20 protein-coding genes are annotated in these 21,349 nt (G+C 62.1%); 7 read left to right on the forward strand and 13 right to left on the reverse strand.

The genetic code is table 11. The features are described 5' to 3' along the window. Positions 1-7: 7 nt before the first annotated feature. From rodA to V3W27_RS17685, 6 genes are all read right to left on the reverse strand, one after another. A complete protein-coding gene (gene rodA, locus V3W27_RS17660; protein ID WP_047296919.1) occupies positions 8-1,111 on the reverse strand; it encodes a rod shape-determining protein RodA in 1,104 nt (367 codons plus the stop codon). Between the two features lie 31 nt (positions 1,112-1,142). Next, a complete protein-coding gene (gene mrdA, locus V3W27_RS17665) occupies positions 1,143-3,038 on the reverse strand; it encodes a penicillin-binding protein 2 (RefSeq protein ID WP_027612897.1) in 1,896 nt (631 codons plus the stop codon). 10 nt (positions 3,039-3,048) lie between these two features. Further along, positions 3,049-3,516 carry a 23S rRNA (pseudouridine(1915)-N(3))-methyltransferase RlmH gene (gene rlmH, locus V3W27_RS17670; protein ID WP_003185785.1) on the reverse strand — a complete coding sequence of 156 codons (468 nt, stop codon included), beginning with the start codon at positions 3,514-3,516 and terminating at the stop codon, positions 3,049-3,051. Positions 3,517-3,525: 9 nt separating this feature from the next. Further along, positions 3,526-4,020: a ribosome silencing factor gene (gene rsfS, locus V3W27_RS17675; protein ID WP_007960601.1), complete on the reverse strand. Its 495-nt coding sequence runs from the start codon at positions 4,018-4,020 to the stop codon at positions 3,526-3,528. 72 nt (positions 4,021-4,092) lie between these two features. After that, positions 4,093-4,815, reverse strand: coding sequence for a nicotinate-nucleotide adenylyltransferase (gene nadD, locus V3W27_RS17680; RefSeq protein WP_049827899.1), 723 nt, complete (start codon positions 4,813-4,815; stop codon positions 4,093-4,095). Further along, positions 4,784-6,055 carry a glutamate-5-semialdehyde dehydrogenase gene (locus V3W27_RS17685; protein WP_330207158.1) on the reverse strand — a complete coding sequence of 424 codons (1,272 nt, stop codon included), beginning with the start codon at positions 6,053-6,055 and terminating at the stop codon, positions 4,784-4,786. The genes nadD and V3W27_RS17685 overlap by 32 nt, the downstream gene beginning before the upstream one ends. 177 nt (positions 6,056-6,232) lie before the next feature. Here V3W27_RS17685 and V3W27_RS17690 point away from each other — a divergent pair, with 177 nt between their 5' ends. Further along, positions 6,233-6,931, forward strand: a complete 699-nt coding sequence (locus tag V3W27_RS17690; RefSeq protein WP_330207159.1) for a DNA-3-methyladenine glycosylase — start codon at positions 6,233-6,235, stop codon at positions 6,929-6,931. Between the two features lie 190 nt (positions 6,932-7,121). Further along, entirely contained in the window at positions 7,122-8,438 is a 1,317-nt protein-coding gene (locus V3W27_RS17695; protein WP_330207160.1) for a bifunctional DedA family/phosphatase PAP2 family protein, read from the forward strand. A gap of 3 nt (positions 8,439-8,441) precedes the next feature. Here the strand turns inward: V3W27_RS17695 and V3W27_RS17700 are convergent, their stop codons facing one another. From V3W27_RS17700 to V3W27_RS17710, 3 genes are read right to left on the reverse strand one after another with little or no spacing between them, the layout of a single operon-like run. Further along, positions 8,442-9,032: an LON peptidase substrate-binding domain-containing protein gene (locus V3W27_RS17700; protein ID WP_007960613.1), complete on the reverse strand. Its 591-nt coding sequence runs from the start codon at positions 9,030-9,032 to the stop codon at positions 8,442-8,444. A 10-nt stretch (positions 9,033-9,042) separates the two neighbouring features. Then, the gene (locus tag V3W27_RS17705) at positions 9,043-9,759 is read right to left on the reverse strand and encodes an LrgB family protein (protein WP_027612903.1); all 717 of its coding nucleotides are present in this window, start codon (positions 9,757-9,759) and stop codon (positions 9,043-9,045) included. Continuing rightward, positions 9,759-10,121, reverse strand: coding sequence for a CidA/LrgA family protein (locus V3W27_RS17710; RefSeq protein ID WP_095139173.1), 363 nt, complete (start codon positions 10,119-10,121; stop codon positions 9,759-9,761). Before V3W27_RS17710 ends, V3W27_RS17705 begins: the two co-directional genes overlap by 1 nt. 180 nt (positions 10,122-10,301) lie before the next feature. Here V3W27_RS17710 and V3W27_RS17715 point away from each other — a divergent pair, with 180 nt between their 5' ends. From V3W27_RS17715 to V3W27_RS17725, 3 genes are all read left to right on the forward strand, one after another. Continuing rightward, complete coding sequence (locus V3W27_RS17715; RefSeq protein WP_003228575.1) at positions 10,302-10,757, forward strand: MaoC family dehydratase; 456 nt, start codon at positions 10,302-10,304, stop codon at positions 10,755-10,757. Positions 10,758-10,868: 111 nt separating this feature from the next. After that, a complete protein-coding gene (locus V3W27_RS17720) occupies positions 10,869-12,596 on the forward strand; it encodes a C13 family peptidase (protein ID WP_330207161.1) in 1,728 nt (575 codons plus the stop codon). 27 nt (positions 12,597-12,623) lie between these two features. Further along, positions 12,624-13,265, forward strand: a complete 642-nt coding sequence (locus V3W27_RS17725) for an oxidoreductase (protein WP_007968134.1) — start codon at positions 12,624-12,626, stop codon at positions 13,263-13,265. A 107-nt stretch (positions 13,266-13,372) separates the two neighbouring features. Here the strand turns inward: V3W27_RS17725 and V3W27_RS17730 are convergent, their stop codons facing one another. From V3W27_RS17730 to V3W27_RS17745, 4 genes are all read right to left on the reverse strand, one after another. Next, the gene (locus tag V3W27_RS17730; RefSeq protein ID WP_096796309.1) at positions 13,373-13,657 is read right to left on the reverse strand and encodes a YceK/YidQ family lipoprotein; all 285 of its coding nucleotides are present in this window, start codon (positions 13,655-13,657) and stop codon (positions 13,373-13,375) included. Beyond that, on the reverse strand, positions 13,650-14,297 hold the full coding sequence (gene ubiX, locus V3W27_RS17735; RefSeq protein WP_007968137.1) for a flavin prenyltransferase UbiX: 648 nt from the start codon (positions 14,295-14,297) through the stop codon (positions 13,650-13,652). Before ubiX ends, V3W27_RS17730 begins: the two co-directional genes overlap by 8 nt. Continuing rightward, on the reverse strand, positions 14,294-15,643 hold the full coding sequence (gene mpl / locus V3W27_RS17740; protein WP_027612907.1) for a UDP-N-acetylmuramate:L-alanyl-gamma-D-glutamyl-meso-diaminopimelate ligase: 1,350 nt from the start codon (positions 15,641-15,643) through the stop codon (positions 14,294-14,296). Before mpl ends, ubiX begins: the two co-directional genes overlap by 4 nt. A 157-nt stretch (positions 15,644-15,800) precedes the next feature. Continuing rightward, the gene (locus V3W27_RS17745) at positions 15,801-17,708 is read right to left on the reverse strand and encodes a sigma-54-dependent Fis family transcriptional regulator (RefSeq protein ID WP_330207162.1); all 1,908 of its coding nucleotides are present in this window, start codon (positions 17,706-17,708) and stop codon (positions 15,801-15,803) included. A 389-nt stretch (positions 17,709-18,097) separates the two neighbouring features. Between V3W27_RS17745 and exaC the strand changes: the two genes are divergently transcribed. Both exaC and eat read left to right on the forward strand, forming a co-directional pair. Continuing rightward, a complete protein-coding gene (exaC, locus tag V3W27_RS17750; RefSeq protein WP_330207163.1) occupies positions 18,098-19,618 on the forward strand; it encodes an acetaldehyde dehydrogenase ExaC in 1,521 nt (506 codons plus the stop codon). Positions 19,619-19,924: 306 nt separating this feature from the next. Further along, complete coding sequence (gene eat, locus V3W27_RS17755) at positions 19,925-21,295, forward strand: ethanolamine permease (RefSeq protein WP_330207164.1); 1,371 nt, start codon at positions 19,925-19,927, stop codon at positions 21,293-21,295. Positions 21,296-21,349 lie beyond the last annotated feature (54 nt).

Raw genomic sequence — 21,349 nt, forward strand, 5'->3', positions numbered from 1 at the left:
ACCTTATTCAAACCTGTGCGATCCACTTGCGATGCGTATGAATCGACATCAAAACCCCAAACGCTGACAGCAGTGTCACCAGCGAAGTTCCTCCGTAGCTAATGAAGGGCAACGGCACCCCCACCACCGGCAACAGGCCACTGACCATACCGATGTTGACGAAAACATAAACAAAAAACGTCATGGTCAGCGCGCCGGCGAGCAATTTGCCGAACAGCGTCTGCGCCTGGGCGGTAATCACCAGGCCGCGACCGATCAGCAGCAGATAGATCAGCAGCAGCGCGCAGATGCCCACCAGACCGAACTCCTCGCCCAGTACGGCAATGATGAAGTCGGTGTGGCTTTCCGGCAAAAAGTCCAGGTGCGACTGGGTGCCCAGCAGCCAGCCCTTGCCGAACACGCCCCCGGAACCGATCGCGGCTTTCGACTGGATGATGTTCCAGCCGGTGCCGAGCGGATCGCTTTCCGGGTCGAGGAACGTGAGGATCCGCTGCTTCTGGTAGTCGTGCATGATGAAGAACCACATGGCGATCGCCACCGGTACGGCGGCGGCCAGCACGCTGAGGATCCAGCGCCAGCGCAGTCCGCCCATGAACAGCACGAACGCGCCGCCGGCCAGAATCAGCAGCGACGTACCAAGGTCAGGCTGGCGCACGATCAGAATGAACGGCACGCCGATCAGCATCAGGCTGATGCCGACATGCTTGAGTTGCGGCGGTAGCGTGCGTTTGGACAGATACCAGGCAATCGTCGCCGGCATCAGAATCTTCATGAACTCCGAGGGCTGGAAGCGGATCACCCCGGGGATGTTGATCCAGCGAGTTGCGCCCATGGCGTTGTGGCCCATGATGTCCACCACCATCAGCAGCACCACGCCGACCACGTAACCGAGCGGCACCCAACGCGCCATGAACCGCGGTTCGAACTGGGCGATGACAATCATCGACACCAGGCCGATGCCGAACGACGTGGCTTGTTTGCCCAGCAGATCCCAGCTCTTGCCACTGGCCGAATACAGCACGAACAGACTGCCTGCGGCGAGGATCAGCAGCAGGATCAACAGCGGGCCATCGATATGCAGACGTTGCAGCAGCGTCGCCCGGCGACGCATCACATCCTCGCTGGAGAGCATGCGATCAAAATTATTCATCACGGGCCGTAGCCTCCGCACTGATAGGACCGGCGTATTCGGCCTTCAATCGACCATCCTGGTCCAGAAGCCAGGCGTCCATCACCTGACGCACCACTGGCGCGGCGACCCCGGAGCCGGACTCACCGTTCTCGACCATCACCGAAACCACGATTTTCGGGTTGTCGGCCGGGGCGAAACCAACGAACAAGGCGTGGTCGCGGTGGCGTTCCTGAACCTTGGAGCGGTCGTATTTTTCACCTTGTTTGATCGCGACGACCTGAGCGGTACCGGACTTGCCGGCGATGCGGTATTGCGCACCGATTGCTGCCTTGCGCGCAGTACCCCGGGCGCCGTGCATCACCTGCTGCATGCCGTGGTTGACCTTGGTCCAGTCCGACGGATCGCGCAGGACGATGTCCGGCATCGGGTTCTCGTCTACCGGTTTGGCGCCCTCAATGGTCTTGGCCAGGTGCGGCCGGTTCCAGATGCCTTTGTTGGCGACCAGCGCCGTGGCCTGCGCCAGTTGCAACGGTGTGGACTGCATATAACCCTGGCCAATCCCCAGAATCAGGGTTTCACCCGGGAACCACGCCTGCTTGCGCGTCGCGCGTTTCCACTCGCGGGATGGCATCAGGCCGGGGGATTCTTCGAACATGTCCAGCGAGACCTTCTGGCCGATGCCGAACTTGTTCATGTAGGCCGACAACCGATCGATGCCCAGCTTGTGCGCCAGGTCATAGAAGTAGGTGTCGTTGGAACGCATGATCGCCGTGTCGAGATCGACGAAGCCGTCACCGGTGCGGTTCCAGTTGCGGTACTTATGATCGTAGTTGGGCAGCATGTAGTAACCGGGGTCGAACACCCGGCTCGACGCCGTCACTACGCCAGAATCGAGACCGGCAATCGCCACCGCCGGCTTGATCGTCGAACCCGGGGGGTACAGACCGCGCAGCACGCGGTTGAACAGCGGCCGGTCGATGGAATCGCGCAGTTCGGCATAGGCCTTGAAGCTGATGCCGGTGACGAACAGGTTCGGGTCGAAACTCGGTTGGCTGACCATCGCCAGCACTTCGCCAGTCTTCGGATCGAGCGCCACCACCGCGCCACGACGCCCGCCCAGCGCAGCTTCGGCCGCTTCCTGCAGTTTGATGTCCAGGCTCAGGACGATGTCCTTGCCGGGAATCGGATCGGTACGCTTGAGCACGCGCAATACGCGGCCCCGAGCGTTGGTTTCGACTTCCTCGTAACCCACCTGGCCGTGCAGTTCCGGCTCGTAGAAACGCTCGATGCCGGTCTTGCCGATGTGGTGGGTGCCGCTGTAGTTGACCGGGTCGAGGGTCTTCAGCTCTTTCTCGTTGATGCGCCCCATGTAACCCACCGAGTGCGCAAAATGCGCGCCCTGCGGGTAGTGGCGCACCAGTTGCGCGACCACTTCCACCCCAGGCAGGCGGAACTGGTTAACCGCGATCCGGGCGATCTGCTCTTCGGTCAGTTCGAAAAGGATCGGCACCGGCTCGAATGGCCGACGCCCCTGACGCATGCGTTTCTCGAAGATCACCCGGTCCTCGGGCGTCAGTTGCAGCACTTCGACGATCACGTCGAGCACTTGCTGCCAGTCGCCGGAACGCTCGCGGGTCATGCTCAGGCTGAAGCTCGGACGGTTGTCCGCCACCACCACGCCGTTGCGGTCGAAGATCAAGCCGCGCGTCGGCGGAATCGGCTGCACGTGGACGCGGTTGTTTTCCGAGAGTGTCGAGTGGTACTCGTACTGGATCACCTGCAAGTAGTACAGCCGCGCAATCAGCACGCAGATCAACAGCATGACCGCAATGGCCCCGAACACGACGCGGCTGCGCACCAGGCGGGCGTCCTTTTCGTGGTCCTTGATGCGGATCGGCTGAGACATGAGGGCAGGACTACTTGTGGTAAGGGTGACCGGACAGCACGGTCCAGGCACGGTACAGCTGTTCGCCGATCAGGATCCGCACCAGCGGGTGCGGCAAGGTCAGCGGCGACAACGACCAGCGCTGATCGGCGCGGGCGCAGACTTCCGGCGCCAGCCCTTCGGGGCCACCGACCATGAAATTGACCGTGCGCGAATCCAGCCGCCAACGGTCGAGTTCGACCGCCAGTTGCTCGGTGCTCCAGGGCTTGCCGTGGACTTCCAGCGTGACGATCCGCTCGTTCGGCCCGACCTTGGCCAGCATGGCTTCGCCTTCCTGGCGGATGAAACGGGCCACGTCGGCGTTCTTGCCACGGGTATTGAGCGGAATTTCCACCAGTTCCAGCGCCAGCTCGGACGGAAGACGCTTGGCATATTCATGCCAGCCTTCTTCCACCCACTTGGGCATGCGTGAACCGACGGCGATCAGTCGCAGTCGCACAGCAATCCCTTACAGCTGGTCTTTGTTGAGCTTGGTGAAATGCTCGTGGGTGTTTTCCGGGCTGTGGTGCTTGGCGTCTGCCGCACGGCTTTGCTCGGCACCGGCCCACAGGCGCTCCAGGTCGTAGAACTGACGCGCCGAGGCAGTCATCATGTGCACGATCACCAGGTCGAGGTCGAGCAGCACCCAGTCGCTGTCGCCCTTGCCTTCTTCGCCCAGCGGCTTGGCGCCCTGCTTTTTGACTTCTTCACGGACCTTGTCCAGCATCGCGTTGATCTGGCGATTGGACGTACCGGTGGCGATGATCATGTAGTCGGTGATGCTCTGCTTGTCGCGAACATCGATGATCTGGATGTCTTGTGCCTTGACGTCTTCCAGGGCTGCCACGGCAACCTTGACCAGCTCGTCGCCCTTGAGCGGCTCGTTGGTGTTGGCGACTTCCGGCAGCGGTGCGCTCTTGAACGTGCCTTTGCGCTTAACTTTGCTTACGTCTTTGTCAGTCATATAAAACTCGTTTTGCTCGTATATTCGGCGGCTTGGCGATACGTGGATTCGTATCAGTGAAGCACGCCTTGTTCAGTTCGACGCACGGTACAGACCGTGCGCATCGATGTAGGCCAGGACCGCGTCGGGCACCAGGAAACGTACCGACTTACCGCTGGCCAGCAGTTGACGGATCTGGGTGGCGGAAACCGCGAGCGGTGTCTGCCAGACGAATGCAATCTGTCCGCTCGGCCCTTTCAGGGCCAGCGGGTCGCTCACCGAACGCGCTGCCAGCAGGTTGCGCAAGGCATCCGGCGGTTCGCTGTCGGCGTCCGGGCGCTGTAGCACCAGGATGTGGCAATGCTGGAGCAACTCTTCCCAGCGATGCCAAGTGGGCAGGCCGCAAAATGCGTCCCAGCCCAAAAGCAGAAAAACCTGGGTCTCGGCGGCCATTTCGGCACGCATCAACTCCAGGGTATCAATGGTGTAAGACGGCTTGTCCCGCTGCAATTCGCGGGCGTCCACCACCAGCGGCGGCACTCCGGCCACCGCGCATTCAACCATTGCCAACCGATCCTGCGCCGACACCTGCGGCGTATCGCGGTGCGGCGGCCGGGCGCTGGGCATCATGCGCAGCTCGTCGAGCAGCAGCGCTTCGGCGACTTCCAGCGCACCACGCAAATGGCCGATGTGCACCGGGTCGAACGTGCCGCCCAGTACGCCGATGCGCCGGGGTCGGAGTTCGCCGTCAGGCAGCGGCGCTGTCAAGTCGAGGTCGGTCAAGTCAGACCGTCGCCTGGCCGCGCAACTGGCCATCACCGACCACGATGTACTTCTCGCAGGTCAGTCCTTCGAGGCCCACCGGGCCGCGGGCGTGCAGCTTATCAGTAGAAATGCCGATCTCGGCACCCAATCCGTATTCGAATCCATCGGCGAAGCAGGTCGGGGTGTTGATCATCACCGACGCCGAGTCGACTTCCGCGACGAAACGCCGGGTGTCGGCGAGGTTTTCGCTGACGATCGAGTCGGTGTGATGCGAGCCGTAATGGTTGATGTGTTCGATGGCCTGATCCAGTCCGTCGACCACGCGGATCGACAGGATCGGCGCCAGATACTCGGTGCTCCAGTCGTCTTCGCTGGCCGCCACCGCGTCGATGATCGCGCGGGTGCGTTCGCAGCCACGCAGCTCGACGCCTTTCTCGTGGAACTGGGCAGCCATCGACGGCAGGAAATCCTTCGCAACACTTTGATCGACGAGCAAGGTCTCCATCGCGCCGCAGATGCCATAACGGTAAGTCTTGGCATTGAAGGCGATGCGCTGGGCTTTGGCCAGATCGGCGTGCTCGCTGACAAATACGTGGCAGATACCGTCCAGGTGCTTGATCACCGGCACCCGGGCATCACGGCTGATACGTTCGATCAGGCCACGGCCACCGCGCGGCACGATCACGTCGACGTACTCGGGCATGCTGATCATCGCGCCGACGGCGGCGCGGTCGGTGGTTTCGACCACTTGCACCACGGCTGCCGGCAATTCAGCCTCGGCCAGACCGCGCTGGATGCACGCGGCAATCGCGCGGTTGGAATGAATCGCCTCGGAGCCACCGCGCAGGATGGTCGCGTTACCGGACTTCAGGCACAGGCTGGCGGCGTCAATGGTCACGTTGGGCCGGGATTCGTAGATGATCCCGATCACGCCCAGCGGCACGCGCATCTTGCCGACTTGAATCCCGGACGGGCGGAAGCTCATGTCACGGATCGCACCGACCGGATCCGGCAGTGCCGCCACCTGACGCAGGCCGACGATCATGCCGTCGATGCGCGCCGGGGTCAGTTCCAGACGCTCCAGCAGTGCCGGCTCCAGACCGTTGGCGCGACCGGCGGCCAGATCCTGTTCATTGGCTGCGGCCAGCTCGGCGCGAGCAGCGTCCAGCGCATTGGCAGCAGCCTGCAGGGCGCGGTTTTTCTGCGCGGTGCTGGCACGGCCGATGACCCGGGAAGCTTCGCGGGCGGCGCGACCCAATCGGGTCATGTAGTCAAGAACGGACTCAGTCATGGTCTGCTGGGGTCTTGGCAAAGAGGAAAGCGGCAGATTATAGCTGTCGCGTCCCGGGACTAACAGCGGTGACAGGCGGATGGTCGAAATGGACTGCAAATTGCCGACGTTCAGCCGTAATTAAGCCGCGGATTGTTATCATCACGACCTCCTTCGCCTGGATAACCACCGTTTGCCATGTCCAACCCTACCGTTCGCGCCACCGCCGAGCGCCTGCCTCTGGGCCTTCCGGACGCTTTTTTCGACCGTGACGCGCAAGTGCTGGCCCGCGATCTGCTCGGCAAAGTCATCCGCCACCGGGTCGGCGATCTGTGGCTCAGCGCCCGGATCATCGAAACCGAAGCCTATTACTGCGCGGAAAAAGGCAGTCATGCATCGCTCGGCTACACGGAAAAACGTAAGGCTTTGTTTCTGGATGGCGGGCACATCTATATGTATTACGCCAGGGGCGGCGATTCGCTGAACTTCAGTGCTCAGGGGCCAGGCAACGCGGTGCTGATCAAGTCCGCCTACCCGTGGGTCGATGGGGTCAGCGGGCCGGCGAGTCTGGCGCAGATGCTGCTGAACAACCCCGATGCCCAAGGCCGGCCGCGCCCTTCGCAAAAGCTTTGCGCCGGGCAGACGCTGCTGTGCAAGGCGCTCGGGCTGAAGGTGCCGATGTGGGACGCCAAGCGTTTCGATCACGAGCTGATGCTGGTGGAAGACACCGGGCCGGCACCGACCCAGATTATCCAGACCACCCGCCTGGGCATCCCCCATGGCCGCGACGAACACCTGATGTACCGTTTCGTCGACGCCGCGTATGCCCAGTGGTGCACGCGGAACCCGCTGCGCCGGGGCCAGGTCGAAGGTCGCGATTATTTTTTGCTGTCCTGAAGTGACACAGGTTTTGAACCTAATGCGCCCTTGTGGGAGCGGGCTTGCTCGCGAAGAGGGCGTGTCAGATACGAGCTCGTTGATGACACACCGCATTCGCGAGCAAGCCCGCTCCCACAGGGGTACTGAGTGATTGCTGAAAATTTGTGCAGCCTTCGGGACTTATTGAAGATTTGATGGAGTTGTGTGTATGGGCCCATGGCTCGATAGCGTGACCGGGTGGCTCGCCGCCAATCCGCAGTGGCTGGCGGCTGCGGTATTTATCGTCGCTTGCGTGGAGTGCCTGGCAATTGCCGGGCTGATCGTGCCCGGCACGGTGTTGCTGTTTGCCGTGGCCGTACTCGCCGGCAGCGGCGCACTGTCGTTGAGTGAAACCCTGCTGCTGGGCTTTCTCGGCGGAATACTCGGCGATGTGATCTCGTACTTCCTCGGCCGCCATTTCCATCAGAACATTCGCCGCCTGCCGGGGCTGCGCCACCATCCGGAATGGATGGCCGGGGCCGAAACCTACTTCCAGCGTTACGGCATCGCCAGCCTGCTGGTCGGGCGCTTCATCGGCCCGTTGCGGCCGATGTTGCCGATGGTTGCCGGGATGTGCGACATGCCCTTCCCGCGTTTCGCCGCCGTCAGCCTGCTGGCTGCCGCTGGCTGGAGCATCGCCTATCTGCTGCCGGGCTGGGCCACGGGCGCGGCGATCCGTCTGCCGCTGCCGGAAGGTTTCTGGCTGCAGGCCGGCATCGTTGCCGCCAGTATTGCGGTGATGGTCGGCATGAGCGTCAACAGCAGCTTGCGCCAGCATCGCCGGGCGACGATCTGGATCAGCAGCATGAGCCTGATGATTCTGATCGGCCTGTTTATTGGCTATCCGTACCTGCACGCCCTCGACCAGGGCGTGATGACCCTGGTGCAGGAACATCGCCAGCCGATGCTCGATGAAATCGCAGTGACCTTCACCCTGATCGGTGAATTCCGCAATATGTTGATGTTCAGCGCCCTGCTCACCGGTCTGTTGCTGCTGTGCCGGCAATGGCGCCAGGCAATCTTTGCCGGCGGTACACTGCTGTGCACTGCCCTGCTGAATACCGTCACCAAGCAGTTTTTCGCCCGGGTTCGCCCGGAAGTGCTGACCGATCCATTGACCAGCTACAGCATGCCCAGCGGTCACGCATCGGGTTCGTTCGCGCTGTTTCTGGTGCTGGCGGTACTCGCCGGTCGCGGCCAACCGCCACGCATGCGCCTGACCTGGTTGCTGCTCGCCTGTATCCCGGCACTCTCGATTGCCCTGTCGCGCGTTTACCTGGGCGCTCACTGGCCAACCGATATCCTGGCCGGCGCAATGCTGGCGGCATGCGTATGTGCGGCGGGCTTGTGGCTGAGCCAGCGCAAGGCGCCGCTCAATGCCATGCCGTTCAAGGTCTGGTGGCTGATCCTGCCAGCGCTGCTGGCGCTGTTCAGCCTGTTCGTTCTGCGGCATCTGCCGGACACGATGTTGCGATACGCCTACTGACGCTCAGGCGAACAGCTCGCCCTGCAACTCATCGAGCAGCGCCTGGATCGCATCCAGTCGCTGCTGCGGATCGTCGAGTTGCAGCAGGTCGATCTTGTCTTCTTCGGCGAACGGCAGCAGATACGCCAGCTGATTGGCCAGCGACTGCTGCCCCAGCGCTTCGGTGCCCATGTTCAACGCCTCGACCATCGGGTGCTCGGCCAAGGCCTTGAGCAGCGCCACCAGATCGGCGTCTTCGTCCTGCAACGGTTGCTCCGGCTCATCGTCCAGCCACTCGACGTCGGCGAGGATCAACTGATCGCGCTGCACTTCCGTGCGCAACACCTGAAAACGCCGCCCGCCCTGCACCCGGATCCCGAGCAGACCGTTGTCCTGTTGCTGGAAATCGGTGATCCGCGCTTCGCAGCCGACCAGGGCAAAGCCTTCTGGGGCAACGCCGACTTCGTGGCCATCGAGGATGCACACCACGCCGAAACCGCCGCCCTGTTTCATGCAGCGGCCGATCATGTCCAGGTAGCGCGCCTCGAAGATCTGCAAGTCGAGGTTGCAGCCGGGAAACAGCACTGTATTCAGCGGAAAAAGCGGCAGACTCATAGACATTTCCTTACACCACCATCGACACCGCCAACGGCAGGAACACCGCCGTGGCCACGCCCATCAGACTCATCGCCAGCGCCGCGAAGGCGCCGCACTCATCGCTTTCCTGCAACGCCACCGAGGTGCCTACCGCGTGCGCGGTCATGCCCAGCGCCATGCCGCGCGCCTCGGGGCTGTGCACGCCGAGCCGGGTCAGCAGCGCCGGGCCGAAGATCGCGCCGATCACCCCAGTGATCAGCACGAACACCGCCGCCAGCGCCGCCACGCCACCGATCTGCTCGGCCACCAGCATGGCAATCGGCGAGGTCACCGACTTCGGCGCCATGGTCATCAGAATCATGTGCTCGGCACCGAACCACCAGCCGAGCAACACGCCCATGCCCGTGGCGACTACACCGCCTATCACCAGCGTAGTAAAAATCGGCCAGAACAATTGGCGGATGCGTTTGAGGTTGAGATACAGCGGCACCGCCAGCGCCACCGTCGCCGGGCCCAGCAGAATGCTGAGGATTTCGGTGCTCTTGCGGTACTCGGCGTAGGTCAGGCCGCAGCCGACCAGCACGCCGATCACCACCAGCATCGAGACCAGCACCGGTTGCAGAAAGATCCAGCGGGTTTTCTCGAACGCCGCCAGTACCAGTTGATAGGCACCGAGGGTGATGCCGATGCCGAACAGCGGATGATGGATCACCGAAGCCCAGGCGCCTTGCCAATCGAAGAGCATCACGACTCCTCCGAGTGCGGCGCATGGCGCTTGACCAGGCGTTGCATCAGCACCCCGGCGAAAGCCATCGACAGGATCAACGACAGCACCAGCGCGCCGACAATCGCCCAGAAATCGGCGGCAATGTCGCTCGCATACACCATCACGCCCACCGCCGGCGGCACCAGCAGCAACGGCAGATAACGCAGCAGGCTGCCGGCCGCGAGGTTCAGCGGCTCGCCGACTTCACCGCGAATGATCAGGAACACCAGCAACAGCAGCAGACCGATGATCGGCCCCGGCAGTACCGGCAACAGCAAATGGTTGAGTGCCGTGCCGAGCAATTGGAACAGCACCAGCATAGTCAGGCCACGTAACAACATCAGACATCTCCCCCCGCAAGTCCTCGGCATTATAAGCACGGCAGCGCTATGGATCGGCATTCGCCAAAAGCATGGTCGGTTGACCGGAGCAAATCGCCATGTTGATCTACAGTGGTTCGCAGGGCGGTCAAATCCCCCACCTGAAAAACTATAAAACCGATGAACCCAAGGAGAGTCTCAATGCCCTATGTTCCCGTTGCAGAGCTCAAAGATTATGTCGGCAAGGAACTCGGACGTTCCGAATGGCTCACCATCGATCAGGAGCGCATCAACCTGTTCGCCGAAGCCACCGGGGATTATCAGTTCATCCATGTCGATCCGGTCAAAGCCGCGCAAACGCCTTTTGGCAGCACCATTGCCCACGGTTTCCTGTCGTTGTCGCTGATCCCGAAACTGATGGAAGACATCCTCGTGCTGCCGCAAGGCCTGAAGATGGTGGTCAATTACGGCTTGGACAGCGTGAGGTTCATCCAGCCGGTGAAGGTCAATTCAAAAGTGCGCCTGAAAGTCGATCTGGCCGAAGTGACCGAGAAAAAACCCGGTCAATGGCTGCTCAAGGCCACCGCGACGCTTGAGATAGAAGGCTCGGACAAACCGGCCTATATCGCCGAACCGCTGTCGCTCTGCTTCGTTTGAGTCACGGGATGCGAAACAGCGCACGCTGTTTCGCATCAGCGCTGTTTTTACCGGCTGTATAAGGTCACATAGCTGCGGCATACTCGGTCGCCTAATTGCCCGGATCCCGCTATGCGCCCACTCGCTTCTCTTGCACCCCTTGCCCTGACCCTGATGCTCACCGCGTGCGGCGACGGCGAATCGCTGTTGCCCCCGGATGCACGGCTGCCGGACGGCGGACGCTATCGCGGTGAACTGGTCAACGGCTTGCTGCAAGGCCAGGGCCGGGTCGACTACCCCAACGGCAGTTGGTACGCCGGGCAGTTCGACAAGGGCCAATGGCATGGCCAGGGCGAGTGGCACGGCAGCAACGGCGAAGTCTATCGCGGTCAGTTTCAGCAGGGTCTGTTCGATGGCCAGGGCAGCCTGACCACCAACGCCAGCAGTTACACCGGCGGTTTCAAGCAGGGCCGCCGCGATGGCGAAGGCACCCTCAAGGAAAACGCCATGACCTACCGTGGCGAGTTCAAGGCTGACCAGTATTCCGGGCTGGGTCGTCTGGAAATGGACGACGGCAGCTCCTATCAAGGCCAGTTCGCCCACGGCAAACCCAACGGCGAAGGCCAGCGCGGCGACTCTAGCGGCAATACCTTCAGCGGCCACTTCGTCAACGGCCAGCTCGAAGGCAATGGCACATTCAACAGTGCCGATGGCGACATCTATGTCGGTGGTTTCAAGAACAGCCAACTGCACGGCAAGGGCCGCTACGAGAACGCCGACGGCGACGTGTGGCTCGGCCAGTTCAAGGAAGGCGCACTGACCGGCAAGGGCGAACTGATCGGCGCCGACGGCAGCCACTACATCGGCTTCTTCAACGACTGGCGCTTCAGCGGTCAGGGCCGCTTGAACCTGTCTGACGGCAGCTTCTACATCGGCGGGTTCGACGGCGACAGCTACGCCGGACGCGGCACCCTGGTGCTGACCGACGGCACCGTGCTCAGCGGCACCTGGATCAACGGCCAGCGCGTGCGTGATGCCGATGGCAAGCTGCTGCCCGACACCCTCGAACTCGGCTTGCTGGCCCAAGGGCGCCTGCTCGATGACGCACTGGCCGGCGTGCCGGCGTCGACGCCAGCAGTCGAGCTGTACACCCTGACCCTCGGCGGCGACGGCAAGCAAAGCGTGTTCCTGCGCGAGTCCGATTACGTCGCCAACATGCTCACTACGCGTTTCGGCGCTTATGGCCAGATTCGTCTGGTCAACCACCGCGAGCATCTCGCCGACCGGCCGATGGCCACCCGCGAAAACCTGCGCCGCGCCGCGCAGACCCTCGCTGAACGCAGCGGCCCGGAAGACCTGATCTTCATCTACCTGACCAGCCACGGCACCGCCGAACACGAACTGGTGCTCGATCAGCCGCGCATGGAGCTGGCCGACCTGCCCGCCGACGAACTTGCCGCCGTGCTCGCGCCACTGAAAAACCGCGACAAGGTGATCGTGATTTCATCGTGCTATTCCGGCGGTTTCATCCCCGCGCTGAAAGATGAGCGCACCCTGATCATGACCGCCTCGCGTGCCGACCGCGTGTCGTTCGGTTGCTCGGAAGAAGCCAACTTCACCTACTTCGGCGACGCCCTGTTCGCTCAGGCCCTGAACCAGACCGACGATCTGGAGCAGGCCTTCAAACTGGCCAAGGCCACCGTCGCCGAGCGCGAACTGGCGGACAACTTCGAAGCTTCGGAGCCACAGATCTGGGCACCGAAAACCGTGCTGGCGCACTGGCAACTGCTGCGTAAACTGCAGGCAAGAAAAGCGTTGCAGAGTGCTGCATTGAACGACGGAGCAACAAACAGCAACTAAGCTGAACAGTATCAAGGGAGAAACACTATGTACTTGACGCCTCAGCACGTATTGCTTGCCGGAGCCACCGGACTGACCGGTGAACATCTGCTCGACCGTTTGCTCAACGAGCCGACGATCACCCGCGTGCTCGCCCCGTCCCGTCGTCCATTGGCGGAGCATCCGCACCTGGAAAACCCGGTGGGCGACCCACAGGCGTTTCTGCCGCAACTCAGTGGTCGCGTCGATATCGCCTATTGCTGCCTCGGCACCACCATCAAACAGGCGGGTTCCGAAGCCGCGTTCCGCGCAGTGGATCTGGACATGGTGGTGGCCTTCGCCAAACGTGCGCGGGAGATGGGCGCGCGGCACCTGATCGTGATCAGCGCGCTGGGCGCCGATCCGAAATCGTCGATTTTCTACAACCGGGTCAAAGGCGAGATGGAGCAGGCATTGCGCGCACAGGACTGGCCGCAGCTGACCATCTGCCGACCATCGCTATTGCTGGGAGATCGCACCGAGCCGCGCTTAGGCGAACAACTGGCGGCGCCGTTCTCCAAACTGATTCCCGGCAAATATCGCGGCATCGAAGCCTGCCAACTGGCCCGGGCGATGTGGCGCCTGGCGTTGGAAGAACAGGATGGGGTGCGGATCGTCGAGTCGGATGAGCTGCGAAAGCTCGGCAAATAATCTATAGCGTCTGGAAGAAAGCTTTCGCGAGCAGGCTCGCTCCCACAATTGCACCGCGCTCTCCTGTGGGAGCGAGCCTGCTCGCGAATGGAGTGCGCAGCACTCCCCTACAACCCACCAGTCGCCTGAAACCCCACGCCAATCACGGTCAGCAAAGACAACGGCAACAGCAGCGTATCAAGCAACGCACTCGCCGGCAGGTCCACTCCCGGATAACTCGGCGCCTCAGCCCCGAAGCGGTCCATCGCACAGCACCCGCCATTCATCGCGTACAAATCCAGGCGTGTCCCGGAATACACCACCGGCGCCCCCGGCTTGGCGGCATCCAGCGTGCGCGCGGTGGCGCAGCCGGCCAGTTGCAGCGCCAGCGCAATCATCAACAGCTTATTCATCGCTGCTCAGATGATGCTCGCCCCAACGCGGCAGCATGTCCTGTGGAATGCCCAGCAGATTGAGAATCCGCGCCACGACGAAATCGATCAGGTCATCGATAGTCTGCGGCTGGTGATAGAAACCCGGCGAGGCCGGCAGGATGGTCACGCCCATGTTCGACAACTTGAGCATGTGCTCCAGATGAATACTCGAATACGGCGCCTCGCGCGGCACCAGGATCAACTGGCGCCGCTCCTTCAAGGTGACGTCCGCTGCGCGTTCGATCAGATTGTTGCAGGCACCGGTGGCAATCGCCGACAGGGTACCGGTGGAACACGGCACCACGACCATCGCCGCCGGTGCGCCGGAGCCCGAAGCTACCGGCGACATCCAGTCTTCCTTGCCATACACGCGGATCTGCCCGGCGGCCGCCCCGGTGTACTCGGTGAGGAACGCCTGCATCATCTGCGGCTTGGGCGGCAGCGTGACATCGGTCTCGGTGGCCATCACCAGTTGCGCGGCCTTGGAGATCAGGAAGTGCACTTCGCGATCTTCCCGTACCAGGCAGTCGAGCAGGCGCAATCCATACTGCGCGCCGGACGCGCCGGTCATCGCCAGCGTGATGCGTTCCGGGCCGCCGCTCTGGGCAAAAGTGTTCATTGCAGTGCCTCGGCGAGTTTGCCGTGCAGACCACCGAAGCCGCCGTTGCTCATGATCACCACGTGAGTACCGGGCTGGGCCTGGCTCTTCACGCGTTCGATGATGCCTTCCAGAGAGTCGCTGACAATCGATGGCACGCTGCACAGTGCGGCGGTGGCGCCCAGATCCCAACCGAGGTTGGCCGGGGCGTACCAGATCACCTGATCGGCATCGACCACGCTGTCGGGCAGGCCATCGCGGTGCGCGCCGAGTTTCATCGAGTTGGAGCGCGGTTCGATGATCGCGATCAGCGGTGCGTCGCCGATGCGCTTGCGCAAACCGTCGAGGGTGGTGGCAATGGCGGTCGGGTGGTGGGCGAAGTCGTCGTAGATGGTGATGCCGCGCACTTCGGCGACTTTCTCCATCCGGCGTTTGACGTTCTTGAATGCGCTCAAGCCGGCGATGCCCATCGCTGGCACCACACCGACATGCCGCGCCGCTGCCAGCGCAGCCAAGGCGTTGGCGACGTTGTGCTGACCGGTCAACTCCCATTCGACCGTGCCCTGGGACACGCCTTCGAACATTACTTCGAACGCCGAGCCATCGTCTTTGAGCAACTTGACCTGCCACTGACCGCCGACGCCGGTGGTCTGCACCGGGGTCCAGCAGCCCATTTCGATCACGCGCTGCAAGGCCGGTTCGGTGGTCGGGTGGATCACCAGACCTTCGCTCGGAATAGTCCGCACCAAGTGGTGGAACTGCCGCTCGATCGCCGGCAAATCGGGGAAGATGTCAGCGTGATCGAACTCAAGGTTGTTGAGGATCGCGGTGCGCGGACGGTAGTGGACGAACTTCGAACGCTTGTCGAAAAACGCGCTGTCGTACTCGTCGGCCTCGATCACGAAAAACGGCGTACCGCCCAACCGCGCCGATACCGAGAAATTCTGCGGCACCCCGCCGATCAGGAATCCCGGGCTCATGCCGGCGTGTTCCAGCACCCAGGCGAGCATGCTGCTGGTGGTGGTCTTGCCGTGCGTACCGGCGACCGCCAGCACCCAGCGCCCTTGCAGCACGTGATCGGCCAGCCATTGCGGGCCGGAGACGTACGGCAGGCCTTTGTTCAGCACATACTCCACCGCCGGGTTGCCGCGCGACATGGCGTTGCCGATCACCACCAGATCCGGTGCCGGATCGAGCTGGGCCGGGTCGTAGCCCTGGGTCAGCTGAATGCCCTGGGCCTCAAGCTGCGTGCTCATCGGCGGATAGACGTTGGCGTCGGAGCCGGTCACGTGATGGCCCAGCTCTTTGGCCAGAACCGCCATCGAGCCCATGAAAGTCCCGCAGATACCCAGAATATGAATGTGCATAGTCGACCTCGTAAAACATGGCCGCAGGTTAGCGCAGGGAGGGGGAAATCGCACCTTGTGTTTCGCCTGCGCCGACGCCTTCGCGAGCAAGCCCGCTCCCACAAGGTTGGCGCTGATCCTGTGGGAGCGGGCTTGCTTGCGAACGGTGCGGCGCGGTTTAACGGGAGATCGCGTGTTTGCGCAGCTTTCTATAGAGGGTATTGCGGCTGACCCCGAGCTGCTGCGCGGTCTGGGTCATGTGCCAGCGCGTTTGCTCCAGCACATCGAGCAACGCCAGACGTTCAGCGTCTTCCAGCGGATGCTCGGACTCAACCGACTTCAGCTGCAGCGCCGGCCGCGTCTGCCGAATCATCGCCGGCAAATCCTCCAGCCCGATTCGCCCTTCATCACACAATGCCGCCAATGTGCGCAGAACATTGCGCAACTGCCGAACGTTGCCCGGCCAGTTGAAGGCCAGCAACGCCTTGCGCGCCGGTTCGTCGATCACAATTGTTTCGCCGCCGGCCTCCTCGGCCAGCAGGAAATCCAGCAACTGCGATTTATCACTGCGTTCGCGCAACGCCGGTAGCGCAACTTCGAGGCCATTGAGCCGGTAATACAGATCTTCGCGGAAGCTGCCGTCCGCCACGCGCTCCAGCAGATTACGGTGAGTGGCGCTGATGATCCGCACGTTGACCGCTTCCGGCTCGCCGCCGATCGGCACCACCTGCCGGTCTTCCAGCACCCGCAACAACCGGGTTTGCAGCGCCAGCGGCATGTCACCAATTTCATCGAGAAACAACGTGCCGCCATCGGCCTGCTGCAGCTTGCCGCGCATGCCGTCCTTGCGCGCGCCGGTGAAACTGCCGCCGCGATAACCGAACAGCTCGCTCTCGATCAGGCTTTCCGGGATCGCCGCGCAATTGAGGGCGACGAAGGCTTTGCTGGCGCGCTGGCTGGCGTGATGCACAGCCTTGGCAAAGGCTTCCTTGCCCGAGCCGGTTTCGCCATTGATCAGCAGCGGCACGTCGCGTTCGAACACCCGTAGCGCCTTGCGGAAATCCGCTTGCAGCGCCGCGTCACCGAGGCAAATGCCCACCAGTGCTTGAGGCTTGGCCACGATCGGGGCCGGCATGATCGGCACCGGTTTGCGCGATTCGCCACGCAACAAGGCAAACAGATGCCGCCCGTCGCGGGTGCGCAGCGGCCAACTGGCGCTGGCATTGGCGCTGGCCCGACCGAGCAACTCGTCCAGCGAACAATCGAAAAATGCTTCCACCGGTTTGCCGAGCAAACCACCGCGAATATGCCCGAGCAGGTTCAGCGCACTCTGGTTGACCGCGCTGATCCGCCCTTCCCCGTCAAACGCCAGCAGCCCTTCGCTGAACAAACCGACGGATTCGGCCTGAAGATGGAAACGCAGCAGCCATTGGTTATCGAAGCAGCGCAGGAAATAGCAGCTCTCGATCATCTTCGCCGACAGATTGACCAGTGCCATGGTGTGGAACTGGCTCTGCCGCGAGACATCGTGGCGCGCCGAGGACACGTCGAGCACCGCCAGCAGTTCGCCGTGCGGGTCGAACACCGGGCTCGCCGAGCAGGTCAGGCCGGTGTGGCGGCCGCGAAAGTGTTCGTCCTGATGGATGGTCAGTGCCTGGCGCTCGACCAGACAGGTGCCGATGCCGTTGGTGCCTTCGCAGGCTTCGCTCCAGTCGGCGCCGAGCCAGAGACCGGCGCGTTCGAAAATCTTGCGCTCGGCCGGCGCGGTGACGCAGTTGAGGATCACCCCGCGCGCGTCGGTCAGCAGCACCGCATGACCGGCGCCGGAGAGTTGTTGATGCAGGCTGCTCATTTCATTACCGGCGATCTGCAACACCTGTTGCAGGCGTTCGCGGCTTTCAAGCACGCGCCCGTGTTCGAGCACGGTGGGCGCCATGGTCAGGGCCGGATCGAGGTGATAGTCCTCAAGACAGCGCAGCCACGAGCGGGCAATCGACGGATCGGCACCGGGCCCGTGCAGGTGCGGCTTGCCCTGACTGACGGTGAGAACCTGCTGGGCATGGCGACTCAAATGGTTATCGTGCATTTATTATTGTTCTCCCCGAAAGGTCGACGCAAACCTCATGTAGGAGCTGCCGCAGGCTGCGATCTTTTGATCTTGTTTTTGAGGATCAAGATCAAAAGATCGCAGCCTGCGGCAGCCCCTACAGGGTTTCTGTTGGCTGAGGATCCTCCAGGCAGGCCGGCATTGCAATGCTGGCAAGACCACCCGGTCACAGGCTGTGCCAAAAGCGGTACAAACTGTCACCCGATCTGTACCGAAACCATCACAGGCGTCGCCCGCCCGTCCGACAAAAAATACGTAACGCCTTGATTTGCCTGACCTGCACGGCAGTGGCCCGACCCTTGCTCTACGCTTATAGCAAGCGCACTTGCGCGTTTCTCTAATAAGTACAAAGCCAAGGAGAACAAATCATGCGTTACGCTCACCCCGGTACTGAAGGCGCCAAAGTCTCGTTCAAGAGCAAGTACGGTAACTACATCGGCGGCGAGTTCGTCGCGCCTGTCAAAGGTCAGTACTTCACCAACACCTCGCCAGTGAATGGCCAGCCGATTGCCGAATTCCCCCGCTCCACTGCCGAAGACATCGACAAGGCACTGGACGCCGCCCACGCCGCTGCCGATGCGTGGGGCGCGACCTCCGTGCAGGCGCGCTCGCTGATCCTGCTGAAAATCGCCGACCGCATCGAACAGAACCTCGAACTGCTGGCGATCACCGAAACCTGGGACAACGGCAAAGCCATCCGCGAAACCCTCAACGCTGATATCCCGCTGGCGGCCGACCATTTCCGCTACTTCGCCGGTTGCCTGCGCGCCCAGGAAGGCAGCGCTGCCGAAATCGACGGCAACACCGTGGCCTATCACATCCATGAACCGCTGGGCGTGGTCGGGCAGATCATCCCGTGGAACTTCCCGCTGCTGATGGCCGCGTGGAAACTCGCCCCGGCACTGGCCGCTGGTAACTGCGTGGTACTCAAGCCTGCCGAGCAAACCCCGCTGGGCATCTGCTTGCTGATGGAGCTGATCGGTGATCTGCTGCCACCGGGCGTGCTCAACGTGGTGCAAGGTTTCGGCAAAGAAGCCGGCGAAGCCCTGGCCACCAGCAAACGCATCGCCAAGATCGCCTTCACCGGCTCGACCCCGGTCGGCTCGCACATCATGAAATGCGCCGCCGAGAACATCATTCCGTCCACCGTGGAGCTGGGCGGCAAGTCGCCGAACATCTTCTTCGAAGACATCATGCAGGCCGAACCGACCTTCATCGAAAAAGCTGCCGAAGGCCTGGTGCTGGCGTTCTTCAACCAGGGCGAAGTCTGCACCTGCCCGTCCCGCGCGCTGGTGCAGGAGTCGATCTACGACGAATTCATGCAAGTGGTGATGAAGAAAGTCCTGCAGATCAAACGTGGCGACCCGCTGGACACCGACACCATGGTTGGCGCGCAAGCGTCCGAGCAGCAATTCGACAAGATCCTGTCGTACCTGGAAATCGCCAAGGGCGAAGGCGCCGAGCTGCTGACCGGCGGCAAGGTGGAAAAACTCGAGGGCAATCTGGCGACCGGCTATTACATCCAGCCGACCCTGCTCAAGGGCACCAACAAAATGCGCGTGTTCCAGGAAGAAATCTTCGGCCCGGTGGTGAGCATCACCACCTTCAAGGACGAAGCCGAAGCCCTGGCGATCGCCAACGACACCGAGTTCGGCCTCGGCGCCGGCCTGTGGACCCGCGACATCAACCGCGCCTACCGCATGGGCCGCGCGATCAAGGCCGGTCGTGTGTGGACCAACTGCTACCACCTGTACCCGGCGCACGCCGCGTTCGGCGGGTACAAGAAGTCCGGCGTCGGCCGTGAAACCCACAAGATGATGCTCGATCACTATCAGCAGACCAAAAACCTGCTGGTGAGCTACGACATCAATCCGTTGGGCTTCTTCTAAAACCCGAGGGCGATACAGATATTTCTGTGTCGCCCTTTCGACCGCTTTCGCGAGCAGGCTCGCTCCCACAGGGGAGTCGTGTCGCACCACATACACAGGCTCGGCACAAATCCACTGTGGGAGCGAGCCTGCTCGCGAAGGCGTCCTAAATGACACGACACAAGGCCTGGCCGCTCTGGCACGGCCCTTGCGTACCCGTCATTCAGGTTTTGCACAAAAACTGCCGCTGCGTGAACAGCGTCCATCCACCGCAACCGCTGCACCCGAAAGTCCAACAGATCGAACAATAAAAAACAGAGAGGACTTATGACTTCCACCACACAGCTCAAACCCACACTCGGCACCCTGCACCTCTGGGGTATTGCCGTCGGCCTGGTGATTTCCGGCGAATACTTCGGCTGGAGTTACGGCTGGGGCACCGCAGGCACCCTCGGATTTCTGGTCACGGCGCTAATGGTCGCGACCATGTACACCTGCTTCATCTTCAGCTTCACCGAACTGACCACCGCGATTCCCCACGCAGGCGGACCGTTTGCCTACAGCCGCCGGGCGTTTGGCGAAAAAGGCGGGTTGATTGCCGGCATCGCCACGCTGATCGAATTCGTTTTTGCCCCACCGGCGATCGCCATGGCCATCGGCGCCTACCTCAATGTGCAGTACCCGGAGCTTGATCCGAAGGTGGCAGCGGTCGGCGCGTATTTCGTGTTCATGACCCTGAACATCCTAGGCGTCAGCATTGCCGCGACTTTTGAGCTGGTGGTCACCGTGCTGGCGGTCGCCGAACTGCTGGTGTTCATGGGCGTGGTCGCGCCGGGCTTCAGCTTCAGCAATTTCGTGCTCAATGGCTGGTCGGGGGCCAACGAGTTCAGCATGGGTTCGATCCCCGGAATCTTTGCCGCGATTCCGTTCGCGATCTGGTTCTTCCTCGCCATCGAAGGCGCGGCCATGGCAGCCGAAGAAGCCAAGGACCCGAAACGCACGATTCCCAAGGCTTATGTCAGCGGCATCCTGACACTGGTATTCCTCGCCATCGGCGTGATGGTGATGGCCGGCGGCGTCGGCGACTGGCGTCAACTGTCGAACATCAATGATCCGCTGCCACAGGCAATGAAAGCGGTGGTCGGCAATAACTCATCGTGGATGCACATGCTGGTGTGGATCGGCCTGTTCGGCTTGGTGGCGAGTTTCCACGGGATCATCCTCGGCTACTCGCGACAGTTCTTCGCCCTCGCCCGCGCCGGTTATCTGCCGAAAAGCCTGGCCAAACTGTCGCGCTTCCAGACCCCGCATCGGGCGATTCTGGCCGGGGGCGTGATCGGCATCGCGGCGATCTACAGCGATGGACTGGTCAACCTGCAAGGCATGACCCTGACCGCAGCGATGATCACCATGTCGGTGTTCGGCGCCATCGTGATGTACATCATCAGCATGCTCAGCCTGTTCAAACTGCGCAAAACCGAACCGAACCTGGAACGCACCTTCCGCGCCCCGGGCTACCCGGTGGTGCCGGCGATTGCGCTGTTCCTGGCGGTGGTGTGCCTAGTGGCGATGGCGTGGTTCAACACGCTGATCGGCTGTGTGTTCCTTGGTTTCATGGCCGCTGGCTATCTGTACTTCCAGCTCACCGCCAAGCAACGCGCCGAAGCCCCGGCAGACGCTATGCTCGAAAGTATCTAGTTGCACCGGCACCGGGCCTGTCGCCCGGTGCCCGCTATATAGAAGTGCATGAAG

Source organism: Pseudomonas sp. AM14(2022) (genome assembly GCF_036346455.1).
Taxonomy (GTDB): domain Bacteria; phylum Pseudomonadota; class Gammaproteobacteria; order Pseudomonadales; family Pseudomonadaceae; genus Aquipseudomonas; species Aquipseudomonas putida_A.

Coding starts and splice junctions, on each gene's coding strand:
- V3W27_RS17705 (WP_027612903.1), bottom strand. CDS start 9,759: ATGCTCTTCGATTGGCAAGGCGCCTGGGCTTCGGTGATCCATCATCCG.
- rsfS (WP_007960601.1), bottom strand. CDS start 4,020: ATGACTGACAAAGACGTAAGCAAAGTTAAGCGCAAAGGCACGTTCAAG.
- V3W27_RS17715 (WP_003228575.1), top strand. CDS start 10,302: ATGCCCTATGTTCCCGTTGCAGAGCTCAAAGATTATGTCGGCAAGGAA.
- exaC (WP_330207163.1), top strand. CDS start 18,098: ATGCGTTACGCTCACCCCGGTACTGAAGGCGCCAAAGTCTCGTTCAAG.
- V3W27_RS17700 (WP_007960613.1), bottom strand. CDS start 9,032: ATGAGTCTGCCGCTTTTTCCGCTGAATACAGTGCTGTTTCCCGGCTGC.
- V3W27_RS17690 (WP_330207159.1), top strand. CDS start 6,233: ATGTCCAACCCTACCGTTCGCGCCACCGCCGAGCGCCTGCCTCTGGGC.
- eat (WP_330207164.1), top strand. CDS start 19,925: ATGACTTCCACCACACAGCTCAAACCCACACTCGGCACCCTGCACCTC.
- V3W27_RS17710 (WP_095139173.1), bottom strand. CDS start 10,121: ATGTTGTTACGTGGCCTGACTATGCTGGTGCTGTTCCAATTGCTCGGC.
- nadD (WP_049827899.1), bottom strand. CDS start 4,815: ATGGCCAGTTGCGCGGCCAGGCGACGGTCTGACTTGACCGACCTCGAC.
- rodA (WP_047296919.1), bottom strand. CDS start 1,111: ATGCGTCGCCGGGCGACGCTGCTGCAACGTCTGCATATCGATGGCCCG.
- V3W27_RS17745 (WP_330207162.1), bottom strand. CDS start 17,708: ATGCACGATAACCATTTGAGTCGCCATGCCCAGCAGGTTCTCACCGTC.
- ubiX (WP_007968137.1), bottom strand. CDS start 14,297: ATGAACACTTTTGCCCAGAGCGGCGGCCCGGAACGCATCACGCTGGCG.
- V3W27_RS17720 (WP_330207161.1), top strand. CDS start 10,869: ATGCGCCCACTCGCTTCTCTTGCACCCCTTGCCCTGACCCTGATGCTC.
- V3W27_RS17685 (WP_330207158.1), bottom strand. CDS start 6,055: ATGACTGAGTCCGTTCTTGACTACATGACCCGATTGGGTCGCGCCGCC.
- V3W27_RS17725 (WP_007968134.1), top strand. CDS start 12,624: ATGTACTTGACGCCTCAGCACGTATTGCTTGCCGGAGCCACCGGACTG.
- V3W27_RS17730 (WP_096796309.1), bottom strand. CDS start 13,657: ATGAATAAGCTGTTGATGATTGCGCTGGCGCTGCAACTGGCCGGCTGC.
- V3W27_RS17695 (WP_330207160.1), top strand. CDS start 7,122: ATGGGCCCATGGCTCGATAGCGTGACCGGGTGGCTCGCCGCCAATCCG.
- mpl (WP_027612907.1), bottom strand. CDS start 15,643: ATGCACATTCATATTCTGGGTATCTGCGGGACTTTCATGGGCTCGATG.
- mrdA (WP_027612897.1), bottom strand. CDS start 3,038: ATGTCTCAGCCGATCCGCATCAAGGACCACGAAAAGGACGCCCGCCTG.